At 26.4% G+C, this 14,156-nt stretch carries 16 protein-coding genes and 4 tRNA genes; 19 read left to right on the plus strand and 1 reads right to left on the minus strand.

Going from position 1 to position 14,156, the window contains the following annotated elements:
• The first annotated feature begins 68 nt into the window (after positions 1-68).
• From hypA to AC11VW_RS08900, 11 genes are all read left to right on the plus strand, one after another.
• Positions 69-410, plus strand: coding sequence for a hydrogenase maturation nickel metallochaperone HypA (gene hypA / locus AC11VW_RS08850; protein ID WP_484301050.1), 342 nt, complete (start codon positions 69-71; stop codon positions 408-410).
• A gap of 3 nt (positions 411-413) precedes the next feature.
• Positions 414-1,079, plus strand: coding sequence for a hydrogenase nickel incorporation protein HypB (hypB, locus tag AC11VW_RS08855; protein ID WP_484301051.1), 666 nt, complete (start codon positions 414-416; stop codon positions 1,077-1,079).
• 4 nt (positions 1,080-1,083) lie between these two features.
• On the plus strand, positions 1,084-3,339 hold the full coding sequence (hypF, locus tag AC11VW_RS08860) for a carbamoyltransferase HypF (protein WP_484301052.1): 2,256 nt from the start codon (positions 1,084-1,086) through the stop codon (positions 3,337-3,339).
• Position 3,340: 1 nt separating this feature from the next.
• The gene (locus AC11VW_RS08865) at positions 3,341-3,571 is read left to right on the plus strand and encodes a HypC/HybG/HupF family hydrogenase formation chaperone (RefSeq protein ID WP_484301053.1); all 231 of its coding nucleotides are present in this window, start codon (positions 3,341-3,343) and stop codon (positions 3,569-3,571) included.
• Positions 3,568-4,647 (plus strand): hydrogenase formation protein HypD, encoded by a 1,080-nt coding sequence (gene hypD / locus AC11VW_RS08870; protein WP_484301054.1) that lies wholly within the window; start codon positions 3,568-3,570, stop codon positions 4,645-4,647. Before AC11VW_RS08865 ends, hypD begins: the two co-directional genes overlap by 4 nt.
• A gap of 48 nt (positions 4,648-4,695) precedes the next feature.
• Positions 4,696-5,703 carry a hydrogenase expression/formation protein HypE gene (hypE, locus tag AC11VW_RS08875; RefSeq protein WP_484301055.1) on the plus strand — a complete coding sequence of 336 codons (1,008 nt, stop codon included), beginning with the start codon at positions 4,696-4,698 and terminating at the stop codon, positions 5,701-5,703.
• Between the two features lie 196 nt (positions 5,704-5,899).
• Positions 5,900-6,544 carry a hypothetical protein gene (locus AC11VW_RS08880; protein ID WP_484301056.1) on the plus strand — a complete coding sequence of 215 codons (645 nt, stop codon included), beginning with the start codon at positions 5,900-5,902 and terminating at the stop codon, positions 6,542-6,544.
• A 5-nt stretch (positions 6,545-6,549) separates the two neighbouring features.
• On the plus strand, positions 6,550-7,227 hold the full coding sequence (locus AC11VW_RS08885; protein ID WP_484301057.1) for a nitrite/sulfite reductase domain-containing protein: 678 nt from the start codon (positions 6,550-6,552) through the stop codon (positions 7,225-7,227).
• Position 7,228: 1 nt separating this feature from the next.
• Positions 7,229-7,414 carry a DUF1858 domain-containing protein gene (locus tag AC11VW_RS08890; protein ID WP_484301058.1) on the plus strand — a complete coding sequence of 62 codons (186 nt, stop codon included), beginning with the start codon at positions 7,229-7,231 and terminating at the stop codon, positions 7,412-7,414.
• 191 nt (positions 7,415-7,605) lie between these two features.
• A complete protein-coding gene (locus AC11VW_RS08895; protein ID WP_484301059.1) occupies positions 7,606-8,424 on the plus strand; it encodes a DUF3298 and DUF4163 domain-containing protein in 819 nt (272 codons plus the stop codon).
• Between the two features lie 217 nt (positions 8,425-8,641).
• Complete coding sequence (locus AC11VW_RS08900; RefSeq protein WP_484301060.1) at positions 8,642-8,974, plus strand: hypothetical protein; 333 nt, start codon at positions 8,642-8,644, stop codon at positions 8,972-8,974.
• A 142-nt stretch (positions 8,975-9,116) separates the two neighbouring features.
• Here the strand turns inward: AC11VW_RS08900 and AC11VW_RS08905 are convergent, their stop codons facing one another.
• Positions 9,117-9,704, minus strand: a complete 588-nt coding sequence (locus AC11VW_RS08905; RefSeq protein ID WP_484301061.1) for a beta-class carbonic anhydrase — start codon at positions 9,702-9,704, stop codon at positions 9,117-9,119.
• Positions 9,705-10,313: 609 nt separating this feature from the next.
• Here AC11VW_RS08905 and AC11VW_RS08910 point away from each other — a divergent pair.
• The 8 genes from AC11VW_RS08910 (at position 10,314) to AC11VW_RS08945 (ending at position 13,878) form a co-directional block, all read left to right on the plus strand.
• Complete coding sequence (locus tag AC11VW_RS08910) at positions 10,314-11,246, plus strand: metal ABC transporter solute-binding protein, Zn/Mn family (RefSeq protein WP_484301062.1); 933 nt, start codon at positions 10,314-10,316, stop codon at positions 11,244-11,246.
• Positions 11,247-11,255: 9 nt separating this feature from the next.
• Positions 11,256-11,978 carry a metal ABC transporter ATP-binding protein gene (locus AC11VW_RS08915; RefSeq protein ID WP_484301063.1) on the plus strand — a complete coding sequence of 241 codons (723 nt, stop codon included), beginning with the start codon at positions 11,256-11,258 and terminating at the stop codon, positions 11,976-11,978.
• An 18-nt stretch (positions 11,979-11,996) separates the two neighbouring features.
• A complete protein-coding gene (locus AC11VW_RS08920; RefSeq protein WP_484301064.1) occupies positions 11,997-12,821 on the plus strand; it encodes a metal ABC transporter permease in 825 nt (274 codons plus the stop codon).
• Between the two features lie 244 nt (positions 12,822-13,065).
• Positions 13,066-13,141, plus strand: a tRNA-Lys gene (locus AC11VW_RS08925).
• A gap of 4 nt (positions 13,142-13,145) precedes the next feature.
• A tRNA-Glu gene (locus tag AC11VW_RS08930) sits at positions 13,146-13,220 on the plus strand.
• A 7-nt stretch (positions 13,221-13,227) separates the two neighbouring features.
• A tRNA-Val gene (locus AC11VW_RS08935) sits at positions 13,228-13,303 on the plus strand.
• 18 nt (positions 13,304-13,321) lie between these two features.
• Positions 13,322-13,397, plus strand: a tRNA-Lys gene (locus AC11VW_RS08940).
• A gap of 220 nt (positions 13,398-13,617) precedes the next feature.
• Positions 13,618-13,878 carry a hypothetical protein gene (locus tag AC11VW_RS08945; RefSeq protein WP_484301065.1) on the plus strand — a complete coding sequence of 87 codons (261 nt, stop codon included), beginning with the start codon at positions 13,618-13,620 and terminating at the stop codon, positions 13,876-13,878.
• Positions 13,879-14,156 lie beyond the last annotated feature (278 nt).

Genomic DNA, 14,156 nt, shown 5'->3' on the forward strand with positions numbered 1-14,156 from the left:
TTATATCTGCAATGAAGTATTTAAACAAATAAAAGATATATTAAAAGAGAAGAAGTTGGGTGAGTAAAATGCATGAAGTATCAATTGTATATGATACTATACAAATGGTAGAAAAATATAGCCAAGAAGCTAATATAAAATCAGTTGATAAAATTACATTAAAAGTAGGTGAATTTACTTGTGTTCAAGAAGATTCACTTATATTTTCTTTTGAATCTTTAAGTGAAAATACAATCTGTGATGGTGCAAAATTTATTATAGATAAGGTAGGTGCAAAGGCATATTGTGATGATTGTAAAGAGGAATTTAGGATAGATTTTATGAATAAAATCTGTCCTAAATGTAATAAGTATAGTAATAACATAACATCAGGATATGAACTTATACTATCGAGAATAGAGGGGGAGTAACTTATGAAACAAATAATGATAGAAAAAGATATATTAAAAAATAATAATGAGATAGCCAAAAGAAATAAAGTGATTTTTGATGATAAAAAGATATTTACTATAAATTTACTAGGATCTCCTGGTGCAGGAAAGACATCAATACTTGAAAAAATAATAAAAAATATAAAAAAAGAATTTAAAATGACTGTTATAGAAGGGGATTTGTATACTGCTAAAGATGCAAAGAGGATAGAAAGTCATGGAATTGATGTAATTCAAGTTAACACTGGAGGAGGATGCCATTTAGATGCATCTATGATAGAAAAGTCTTTAGAATATATAGATACAAAAGAATTAGAATTTTTAGTTATAGAAAATATAGGAAATTTAGTTTGTCCCGCCTCTTATTATTTAAGTGAAGATATGAAAATCGTTGTTATGAGTGTAACAGAAGGCAATGATAAGCCACTTAAGTATCCTTCAATATTTCAAAAATCTTCTGTTGTTATATTAAACAAAATGGATATGATAGAACTTACGGATTTTGATATGAAAGAGTTTTATAAAGATATATATTGCTTAAATAAAGATATAAAAGTATTTGAAGTGTCATGTAGAGAAAACAAAGGCATAAATGAGCTTAGTGAATTCTTTATTAGTAAAATAAAAAATAAAAAGAGTGGTTTATAAGAAAATGGAAAGAAAGCATATTATAGTAAAAGGTATAGTACAAGGAGTTGGATTTAGACCATTTGTATATAATTTAGCAGTAAAAAATAATTTAAAAGGTAATGTAAAAAACACAGTTAATGGAGTTTATATAAATATAGAAGGCCAATTAGAAGAAATAAATATATTTTTAAATAATTTAAAATATAATCCTCCAAAACTATCAAAGATAGAAGAAATTAAAATAAAAGATAAAGATATAAATAATTATGAAAAATTTGAGATATTAAATAGTAAAAGAGAAGAAAGTGGAATAACTCTAATTTCTCCTGATATTGCTATATGTAAGGATTGTATTAATGATATACATAATGAAAATGATAAAAGAAGATATAGATATGCTTTTACAAATTGTACAAATTGTGGACCAAGATTTTCTATAATAAAGTCATTACCGTATGATAGAGAAAAAACTACAATGAAAAATTATAAAATGTGTAGTACTTGTGAAGAAGAATATAAAAATCCATTGAATAGAAGATTTCATGCACAGCCAACTTGTTGTAGACAATGTGGTCCTAAACTTAGTCTTATAGATTCTAAAGGAAACTTAGTTAAATGTAGAGATGAAATAAATGAAGCTAAAAATTTATTAAAGCAAGGTAAGGTATTAGCAATAAAAGGTATAGGAGGTTTTCATTTAGTATGTGATGCTAAGAATAAAGCTTCTATACAAATAATTAGAGATAAAAAAAATAGAAAATCCAAGCCATTTGCATTAATGATGAAAGATATAAATGTGGTAAATGAGTATTGTTATATAAATGATAAAGAAAAAAATATATTACTTGGAAATAAAAAGCCTATATTATTATTAAAAAAAAGAAATGAAAAGCTTCCTAACAACATAGCTTTTGAAAATATAAATTTAGGAGTTATGTTACCATATACACCGCTACACCATTTACTATTTGATGATGAATTAAATGTGATTATTATGACTAGTGCAAATATAAGCAAAGAGCCTATAATATATAAAAATGATGAGGCATTAAAGAAACTATCAAACATAGTAGATTATTACTTAATACATGATAGAGACATAAATATGTCAGTAGATGATTCTGTTGTAAAGGTTGTTTTAGATGAGGAAAGAGTAATAAGGAATGGTAGAGGATATTCTCCAATGTCACTTAAAAAAGATATAGGAAATGTTTTTGCTTTTGGAAGTTATTTAAAAAATACATTTAGTATATCTAAGGATAAATACATATTTATGAGTCCATATATTGGAGACATGGATACTATTGAATCTTTAAATAATTTTGAAACTAAATTTAATTATATAAGAAATATCTATGATATTGAAGTAGATTTAATAGTTCATGATAAGCATCCTGATTTATGGAATTATAAGTATTTAAGCTATTTAAATTGTAAAAAGATCGGTGTATATCATCATCATGCACATGTTGTTAGTTGTATGGTTGAAAATAAAATAAAAGATAAAGTGATAGGACTTGCCTTTGATGGAAATGGATATGGAGATGACGGAAATACCTGGGGAAGCGAGTTTTTAATATGTGATTATAAAAGTTTTAAAAGAGTTGGTAATTTAAATTATATGAAAATGCCTGGTGGAGACAATGCTACGAAAGAGCCTTGGAAAATGGGTATTAGTTTTATGTATGATACTTTCAAAAAAGATATAGAAAAATATATACCAAAAAAAATAATTGATAAAAAGTACAAAACTATAATATCTATGATTAAAAATAGTATAAATTCACCGCTTACAAGTAGTATGGGAAGATTGTTTGATGGAGTTTCTTCACTAATAGGATTTACTGATAAAATAAGTTTTGAAGGTGAAGCTTGTATTTATCTTGAGAATATTGCTAGTAAATCACAAAAAATAAAGGATTATTATAACTACAACATAAATTATACAGATGATAAATTCTTAATAAACACCTCTGAAATTATAAAAGGAATAATTGAAGACATAAAAAATGAAGTAGATAAAAGCATTATAGCAATGAAATTTCACAATAGCATAGTAGAAATTAGTTATGAAATATGCGAAAAATTAAGAAATATATATAAGATAAATAAAGTTGTTTTAAGTGGTGGAGTATTTCAAAATGACATTTTGTTTACTAATTTACATAATAAACTTATTGATAATAATTTTGAAGTTTTTACTCATAAACTTATTCCATGCAATGATAGTGGAATATCCATTGGGCAAATTATGATAGGAAGTGAGATGATAAAATAATATGTGTGTAGCTATTCCTGGTGAAATAGTAGAAATATATGATAATGAGTGCATAGTTGACTTTGGAAAAATAAAAAAGAAAGTAAATATTTTATTAATAGAAGATGTAAAAATAGGAGATTATGTTTTGGTCCATGCTGGATGTGCAATTGAAAAGGTAAATAAAGAAGAAGCACTAGAAACTCTAGATCTTTTTAAAATGATTAGTGATGAAATTGGTGATAGAGTATGATCTATCTTGATGAATTTAGAAACGTTGAAACTACCAAAAGTATAATAAATAAAATTCATGAAAAATCAACTAAAACTATAGATATAATGGAAGTTTGTGGTACTCACACAAGAGCTATATATAAAAATGGAATAAATAAATTATTACCATCTAACATAAATTTATTATCAGGACCGGGGTGTCCTATATGCGTAACACATCAATCTTATATAAATGAAGCTATAAAATTATCTCAAAGAAAAAATATAATAATAGCTACCTTTGGAGATATGATGAAAGTGCCCGGAAGTGAGAGTTCATTAATAAAAGAAAAAGCTAAAGGTTATGACATTAGAGTAGTATATTCTCCACTTGATTGTATAAGTTTGGCAGAAAATAATAAAGACAAAGAAGTTATATTTTTAGGAGTTGGATTTGAGACAACATCTCCCGTCATTGGATTATCTATAAAAGATGCATATCATAAAAATATAAAGAATTTTAGTTTACTACATTCCTTAAAAACTATGCCCAAAGCCATGGAAAAGTTAATACTTGATGAAAAAATAAATATAAATGGATTTATATGTCCTGGACATGTAGGAAGTATAATTGGATATAAAGATTTTGATAAATTAGCAAGAGATTATAGTATATCTATGGCTGTTGCTGGTTTTGAGTACTTAGATATAGCAGGGAGTATATATAAGCTAGTTGAGATGATAGAAAATGAGAATTATAGATGTGAGAATATGTATAGTAGGTTAGTTAAGGAAAATGGAAATGAAAGGGCTAAAGATATATTAAATGAAGTTTTTAATATAAGTAGCAGTAATTGGAGAGGACTTGGGAAAATAGAAAATACAGGATTAGATTTAAAAGATAAATACAAAGATTTTGATGCTTTTTTAAAATTTAATATAAAAATGAGTGAAAGTGAAATACCTAATGGATGCTTATGTGGAGAGATATTAAAAGGTCTTAAAAAACCTACAGATTGCAAGTTATTCAAAAATAAATGTAATCCTAATAACCCTATAGGAGCTTGTATGGTATCTAGTGAAGGAACATGTGCTAATTTTTATAATGCTAGGTAATTATAGATTGCTTTAGATAGGAGATTTATTAAAAGTGGGGTGATAGATATGGAGATAGTTACTTTAGCGCATGGTAGTGGTGGAGAGGAAACACATGAACTTATAAGAACTATATTTTATAAATATTTTGATAATGATATATTACTTCAACAAAATGACTCAAGCATTATAAATGAAATAAAAGGAAAACTTGCTATTACTACTGATAGTTTTGTTATAAATCCGATATTTTTTCCTGGAGGAGATATAGGCAAGTTATCTGTGTGTGGTACAGTTAATGATTTAGCAGTAAGTGGAGCAACACCTTTATATATTACAGTAGGATTTATAATTGAAGAAGGGTTACAAATTAAGGATTTAGAGAAAATTGTTAAGTCTATTGCTAATACTGCTAAAGATGCTAATATTAAAATTGTTGCAGGTGATACTAAGGTAGTTGAACATGGTAAATGTGACAAGATATATATAAACACAACAGGAATAGGTGTTATAGATAAAAGTGATTACATATTAGATGGTAAAGGTATAAAGCAGGGAGATAAAATTATAGTAAGTGGAACTATTGGCGATCATGGAATGTGTATAATGAGCAAAAGAGATTATCTAGATTTTGATTGTGAAATAGAAAGTGATTGTAATATTTTAAATAAATTAGCACAGGACATATTAGCTAAAAGTAAAAGAATTAAAATAATGAGAGATCCTACACGAGGGGGACTTGCTACTACTTTAAAGGAAATAGTTGACAGTAGTGATAATAGTATGATTTTATATGAAAAAGATATACCAATTAAAGAAGAAGTAATTAGTTTTTGTGAATTATTAGGATTTGACCCTCTTTACATTGCAAATGAAGGAAAACTGATTTGCATTGTTGATAAAGATGATGCAATGAGTGTACTTGAAGTAATGAAAAAAAATCCTTTAGGAAAAGATGCAAGAATAATAGGAGAAGTTATAGATAACAATAAAAAGAACTTATACTTAAGAACTAATCTAGGAGCAACTAAGGTTTTATTTATGGCTAAGGGAGATTTATTGCCTAGAATATGTTAATTATAAATGTGTAACAAGTGTTACAGGTTAATTAAATAAAAATATGTATAATATAGATATAAGGCATACATGAAACATTTAGTAAACATAATAACAATGTAATAAAAGTGCTTTGTAAATAACAAATATAATAAATATTTTTAGAAAATTTCAGGGCATAATAAAATTATATTAAGACAATAAAGGAGAATAGAAAATGAGTGAATTTTTAGCACCAATACACACATGGCTTTTTAATAAAGTAAAATTAGCACAAGATTTAGAAGAAAATATAGTAAAATTACACATAGATAAATATAGTGAAGAAGCTTTGAAAGTACAAAAAGAAGCAATCAGCTTGTATGGAGCTTATATAGAGAACAAACCATTAGAAAATTTAATAGATGTATCTAACATACATGGCTGGTTACAACAAAAAATAAAAGAAGTAGAAAGTAGAAGTTCATATATAATAACTAAATACTATGAAATTTATAATGAAGAAAGTAAAAAAATAACAGAACGTGCATATGTAGATCAAGCAAGAGAATGTGCAAAAAATGAAAATAATAAAGTTGATTCACCAGAAAATGTATATATATCATTAAATAACTATATACTATCAGGGATGCCTTGTGATAGAGCAAGCTCTGTAACACAGAGAAATGAAGACTACTTAGTTTATGAACAACATGGATGTATACACAAAGCTAACTATGAATTAGGAAAAGCAAATTTAGAATATCTTTATGAACTTAAAGATTTATGGGTAAAAACATTTATAGAAAGTTTAAGTACTAAATATATATATGAAAAACAAAAAAGTGAGGACGTAACTATTAATAAGATAAAAAGGGGATAACCTAGATGAGTCATTACGGAAATTTGCAAAAGATTAAGCAAGGAAAAAGGACTTATGCAATAACTCCACATATACCAGGAGGATTTGTACTTCCAGAAACTCTTATAAAAATAGCAGAAGTTGCTAAAAAATATAATGGGGTATTAAAATTAACATCAGGTCAAAGAATACTTATAACAAACCTTAAAGAAGAAGATCTAAAAACTATATGGGATGATTTAGGTATGGAGCCTGCTGTTAAGAATCAAAATTCAGTAAAAAATGTTGAAATGTGTCCATCTAATTACTGTAAGCGTTCAAAATACCCTACTATAGGAATAAGTATGAAAATAAGTAAAAATTTCCATGGGATGCCTCTGCCTAACAGAACCAAGATAGGTATAGGAGGTTGTAGAAATGCATGTGGGAGTGTTTACTCAAAGGATGTTGGGGTATTAGTAGATATAGATGGCAAGTTTTTTATAACAGCAGGAGGAAGTGCTGGATTTTATCCGAGAATATCAGATATAATAACTAAAGGATTAGCAGAGAATGAAGCCTATGAATTAGTTAAAGTAATATTAGAATATTACAATGAACATGGTCAAATGGGTGAAAAGCTTGGTGATTTTATAGATAGAATAAATATAGATACATTTAGAAAAGATGTACTTAAAATATCAAATTTAAAGGAGAATGTATAACATGATAACTAAGGATACTATAATAGCAGATATAATAAAAGTGAGACCAGATGCAGCTCAAATACTTATGAGTTTTGGAATGGGATGTATAGGGTGCCCATCAGCTCAAATGGAAAGTTTAGAGCAAGCTTGTGAAATACATGGATTAGATTTAGAAGAAGTTTTAGCTAAGTTAAACGAAAAATAGTATTTAATATGACTATGAGAGGGAGTGCCTATATAGGTGCTCTTTTTTTAGTAAATATATATCTGAAAATATTTTAGTCTTATATATAGACAGTTACTTAAATCGAATAATATAAGTAAATTTTTCGGGGTATAGATATATTGATTATAGAATAAACTATAGATAAAATAAATGTAGAAGGAGGATTTATTATGAAGTATTCAAGAAAAATAGTATCCACAACGCTAATTACAATGTTATTAAGTACTTCTTTTTCATTTGCAAATTTTGACAAAGAAGCTAATGTTATATCCTCAGAAAATATAAACTTATCCTTTTATAAATACAAACAAATTTGTATAAATGATTCTTTTACTATAGAAATGAAAAGAATAGAGGAAAATAGTGAGTTTTTTAAAGCTGATATTAGTTATCCCATTTTAAAGATTAAAGATAAGTACATAAATAAAGAAGGATACAACGGTAAAATTATTGAAAATATAAATAAAGAGATATCAGCTTATATATTAAATTATAATGATAAAGTAAAAAAGGAATCAGAAGAATATAAAAAACAGTATGAAGATATATTTTCTAAATCTGGTGAAGACTATGTAAAGTATCAGTATGAAGCATATGCAGACTATCAAGTAACATATAATAAGAAAAATTTAATAAGTATACCTATAAAAACATATAATTATACAGGTGGAGCTCATGGTATGAGCTATTTAAAGTCATATAATTATGATTTACTAAGTGGCAAAGAACTTAAGTTAAAAGATATGTTTAAAGATGATGTCAATTATAAAGAGGTAGTTAATTATTTTATAAAACAAGAAATAGATAAAAAGCAAGATATTTATTTTAGTGGAGATGAAGGATTTAAAGGAATTGAGGATAATCAAGAATTCTACATCGATGATGATGGCATAGTAGTTTATTTTCAACTTTATGATATAGCACCATACTATGTTGGCATACCAAAGTTTAAAATGACTTGGAAGGAATTTGATAAGTACTTTAAATAATTAAAAGAATATAAACAATAGAGCTTGTAAAAATGATATTTTTAAGATTGAGCGACATAATTGAAGTAATTTTGCCTAACATAATAAATGTATAAAGTATATAGTAAAAACAAAAAAAATAAGTATATTTTGTTTTTTGAACTTTTTAAACCGATTTTGTATTAAAATATAATAGTACGTTAAAATCGTAATAAAAAATAAAGGTGTGTGTTAATATATGAAGGTATTAAGTAGAGGTATAAGTAAAGAGCAAATAGTAGGAGTGAAAAAATATTCTAAGTGGTACAAAGTTATAGATAACGAAATAATGATAATAATAAACGAAGAAAAGAAAGATAGTAAAAAAGAACTAGTAAACGATGTACAATGGAAAAATAATAAAGCACTTATATGCTTAGATAGCGAAGAATACAGAACTAAATTTTTCAATAAGCACAAAGATTTAAAAGTTAAGTTATTTGTAAAGCTAGATACAGGACTACTTTATAACCAATATGAGACAGTGGGTTGGTCGTTAAAAGATGACTCTATAGAAATAGAGCTTGCTTAAAATAAAAAATATATTACAACAAAAATTATCTTACAATATAAATAAACATTTTATTAAATAATCGTAATGCTAAAAAGGAATACCTAAGGGTATTCCTTTTTAGCATTGTAAAATATATATTTTTGACATGATTTAATACATCCTAATGATTATATATATTTTTATATCCATCAATCACGACATCTATTTTGCCTGTTTCAGGACACATAACTAGACCATGTACTATTACATCTTTAGGAATCAATGGATGATTTTTAATAAGTTCTACACTATCTTGTATAGATTCTTCTACAGATTCAAATCCATGTAGCCATTTTTTTACATCTATACCCGAATTTAAAAGCATATTTATAGTTTCATTTGATATACCTCTATGTACAATTTTATTTAATAAATCATCTGTATTTAAGTTGCACATACCACACCCATGATGTCCAATAATTAATACTTCTTCTACTTCAAATTCATAAATTGCCACAGCAATACTTCTCATAATACTTCCAAAAGGATGCATTATAGTTGCTCCTGCATTTTTTATTATTTTTACATCTCCATTTTTAAGATTCATAGCCTTTGGCAGTAAATTTGTTAGTCTAGTATCCATGCAAGATAGTATTACGATTTTTTTATCTGGTTCTTTTGATGTTTCATATTTTTCATATTTTTTATTTTTTACAAATTCACGATTATATTTTAATATTTTATCTAATTTTTTTATCTTATCATTCATAATCAATAATTCTCCTTTCTAATATATATAATATAAAATATATTTTACCCTCTTGTTAAATTTAAATTTACTATAATTTAGTCTTCTGTGATAGTAAAAATATCTCTTAATTTAATATTTGGATAGGTTGTCCAAATATTAGGTGTTTTATTTTACCTATGTTATCTTCATTTTCTGAAATTTTGTTAATAAGACATGAAATGCTATAACGTAAAATTTTTAGACTAACTCTAGCGTATAGACCTCTTATAGTTTTAATATTGAAATTTTCAACTAGCATAATGAGTTAATTATATTACAAAAATTAAAAAAATAGATATATTTAATAATATTATAACAAATTGTTAATATAGAATTTACAATTTAAATATATTAATAAAAGAGGATATAAATTAGGTATAAAGAAAGGATACAGAAAAATCTGTGTCATTGTCTTGGAAAAGTATTGAGATAGATAAGCATATAATGTATAATAAAGTTGTTGATGAAAATAATTATCAATTAGCAAAGGGGAAGAAAATCAGTCTAGTAATTAAGTTATAGGGCAATAATCAAAAGATAAATATGAATAATATTGAAATTTATATAGATTAAGAAGGAGATTGAATTATGAAAAAGATATATTTAGTTATGATAAGTATGTTAATTGGAATGAGTATTATTGGTTGTTCGAAAGATAATAAAACCGAGGTAGAAAACAAAGAAGATAAAATAGTAGTATACACAACAGTTTTTCCAGTGTATGATTTCACTAAAAATATAGGAAAAGATAAAATAGATTTGAACTACATAGTACCACCAGGAACAGAGCCACATGACTATGAAATAACTCCAAAAACAATGAAAGATATACAAAACGGAGATTTACTTATAAAAAATGGGTTAGGAATAGATAACTTTGCAGACAAAATTGAAAGTGAGTCAAATTTAAATATAGTAGTAGCAAGTGATGGAATTGATCCTATGAGTTATGAAGAGGAAGAAAATCATGAACATGAAGAAGATGAACACGACCATGGTAAATACGACCCGCATGTTTGGTTAGATATAGAATTAGCTATAAAAGAATGTGAAAATATAAAGAATGTACTTATAAAAGCTGATGAAAAAAATAAAGAATTTTATGAAAATAATTATAATGAATATATTGAAAAATTAAAAGGATTAAAAGTTGCTTATGATGAGGAATTAAAGGATTTAAAAAATGATAAAATGATAGTATCTCATGATGCTTATGGATACTTATGCAAAAATTACGGTATAGAACAAATATCTATAACAGGGATTAGTCCAAATCAAGAGCCATCTCTTAGTAAGATAAGTGAAATATCTACTTATGCTAAAAATAATAACATGGGATACGTATTATTTGATGGACTTGTAAACCCTAAAGTAGCACAAACGATAGCGAATGAAGCAAATATAAAAACAGAAATATTATACTCAATAGATGGATTAACAAAACAAGACTTCGATAATAATGAAGATTATATGTCTTTAATGAAGAAAAATTTAGAAACATTAAAATTAGTATTAAAGTAGGGAATAAATATGAAAAAAATAATAAAATTTAAGGATGTAAGCTTTGGATATGAAAATAAAACTATACTTGAAAATGTAAATCTTGATATAAGTAAAGGAGATTACATAGGAATAATAGGTCAAAATGGAGCAGGAAAAAGTACTTTATTAAAACTTATGATACATTCAATTAGCCCGATAAAAGGAAATATAGAGCTATTAGGAAAGGATATAGAAAATTTTAATAGTTGGGAACAAATAGGATATGTAGATCAAAAATCAAATTCTTTTTCATCATCTTTTCCAGTTACAGTAAGTGAAGTTGTGTCTATGAATTTGGCTTCTAAAATCGGATTATTTAAAAGAATAAATAAAAAACACTTAGAAGAAGTAGAAGAGGTATTAAAATTAGTAGGAATATACGAATATAAAGATAGATTAATAGGAAGCTTATCTGGAGGTCAACAGCAAAAGGTATTTATAGCTAGAGAACTGATGAAATCACCTAAGATATTATTTTTAGATGAGCCGACTGTTGGAATAGATGTAAATGGTCAGAGAGAATTTTACAGAATACTTAAAGAGTTAAACGAAAACTTAAATCTTACTATAGTAATAGTTTCTCATGACTTATTTATAGTTAAAGAAGAAGTAAAAAAACTTGCTTTAATAAAAGATAGAAATGTTAAAGTAATAGAAAATAGTAAAAATGAGATAAGTAAAAATATGATGTTAGAACTTTTGAGTAATTAATATGCGGGAGGAAGTAGTTTGGAAATTTTTCAATATGATTTTATGGTAAGAGCTCTTATAGCATCTAGTATAGTGGGTTTAATATGTCCGCTTATGGGAATGTTTATAGTGTTTAAGCGATTATCGCTTATAGGAGATAGTTTATCTCACATAGCACTATCTGGAATAGCAGGGGCTATGATATTTGGAGCAAACCCTATAATTGGTTCATTAGTTGCTTCAAGTATAGCAGCTATAATGATAGATAAACTGAGAGTTAATTTAAAAGAATACGCAGATTTATCAATAGCTATAATAATGGCATTAGGGGTTGGTATATCGGGTATATTGATAAGTGCATCTGATGTTAATTTCGACTTATTTTCATTTATGTATGGGAGTATAGCAACAGTTAGTAAAGATGATATAAATATAATAATCATTACAGCTATTATAATAGTGTTATTTATAAAATTGTTCTTCAAGGAACTTTTATATATAACTTTTGATGAAGAAAATGCAAAGTTTTCTAAAATACCAGTTAAATTTATAAATACAATATTTATGATTTTAGTAGCAGCGAGTATAACTATAACGCTAAGAATAGTAGGAGTGTTATTAGTATCGTCACTAATAGCAATACCTGTAGCCACTAGCTTAAAAGTAGCTAAAAGTTTTAAAAATGCTATGTTTTACTCTGTTTTATTTGGAGAAATAGCAATAATTAGTGGAGTTATTTCATCTTTCTATTTAGACTTAGCCCCAGGAGGAACAATAGTTATAATAAGTGTGGCTCAATTATTAATTGTTAGTATTTTAAATAAGGTTATAAATAAAAATAAAATTAAGATGGTAATTAAATAAATAAAAAGTACTGTATCTTATATAAGTAAGATGCAGTATTTTTCTTTAGATTAATTATAAAAAATAGATAAGATTTGATACAGCAAAAACTACTGTATATCGAGATATGAAGTATGTTTATGGAAAATGATAAAATATTATTTTAAAAAAAATTAGAAAAAGCATTGACGAAAATTAAATAAGGTAATATAATAATATTCGCAGGAGAGATGCAAAGAATAAAGTCGAAGCAAAAATCCACAGTGATCTATTAGCTCAGTTGGTAGAGCACCTGACTTTTAATCAGGGTGTCCCGCGTTCGAGTCGCGGATGGATCACCAGTAAGGCCCATTGGTCAAGCGGTCAAGACACCGCCCTTTCACGGCGGTAACAGGGGTTCGATTCCCCTATGGGTCACCAATATCCCGGGACTATAGCTCAGCTGGGAGAGCATCTGCCTTACAAGCAGGGGGTCACAGGTTCGAGCCCTGTTAGTCCCACCATTTTATACAAATAAATATGATCTATTAGCTCAGTCGGTAGAGCACCTGACTTTTAATCAGGGTGTCCCGCGTTCGAGTCGCGGATGGATCACCAGTTAAAACTCTTAGATTATCTAAGAGTTTTTTTATGCCGAAAAAGTAAGAAAAAATAAAAAATAAATGGATTATATATTCATAAAGAATAATATATAGTACTGTAGATTTAAAAATGTCAGATATTTAAGATTTACAGATATATGTTGTAAAAAAAGTTGACAATGATAATGAATTAATAATAAACTATATTTTAGCAATGATATGAAAGAAGGTATAGTATGGAAGAAATATATAGACTAATTGAAGAAAAAATAGTAATAGCAGGGTATAATGGTGCCGTAAGCGGTCAAGAAATATATGAAGAGATTTGTGATGAAATAGAAGAAAAAGAAAATGGAAGTTATATCTTTATGTCAAAGAAAGAAGATGATGTTTTCTTTGAATATCAAATTGATGTAATGGATGATAATTTTAATTTATCATATATAGATATTAATACACCACAAGGCAAGGTTCATATAGACTTTGATGCAAAATAAGATATAACAAGTTAAAGCCCTCTATTTCAAAAATAGAGGGTTTTAACTTGTTATATTTAATTTAAAATATAACATTTAGAATATATAACTAAAATAATGTATAACTAAAATTTACCATATAATTTCAATGAGATATTAAAATATGAAAATTAAGAATATCCTTTAAATGCAAGCCTTCAACCTGAAATAATTACCAAACATATAAAAGTAAAAAGAACAATAGATGTTGAAATAATACCAGAAGCAGGATTTAAATTAATGAAATAAAAGACACAATA

Source organism: Romboutsia sp., from assembly GCF_056995035.1.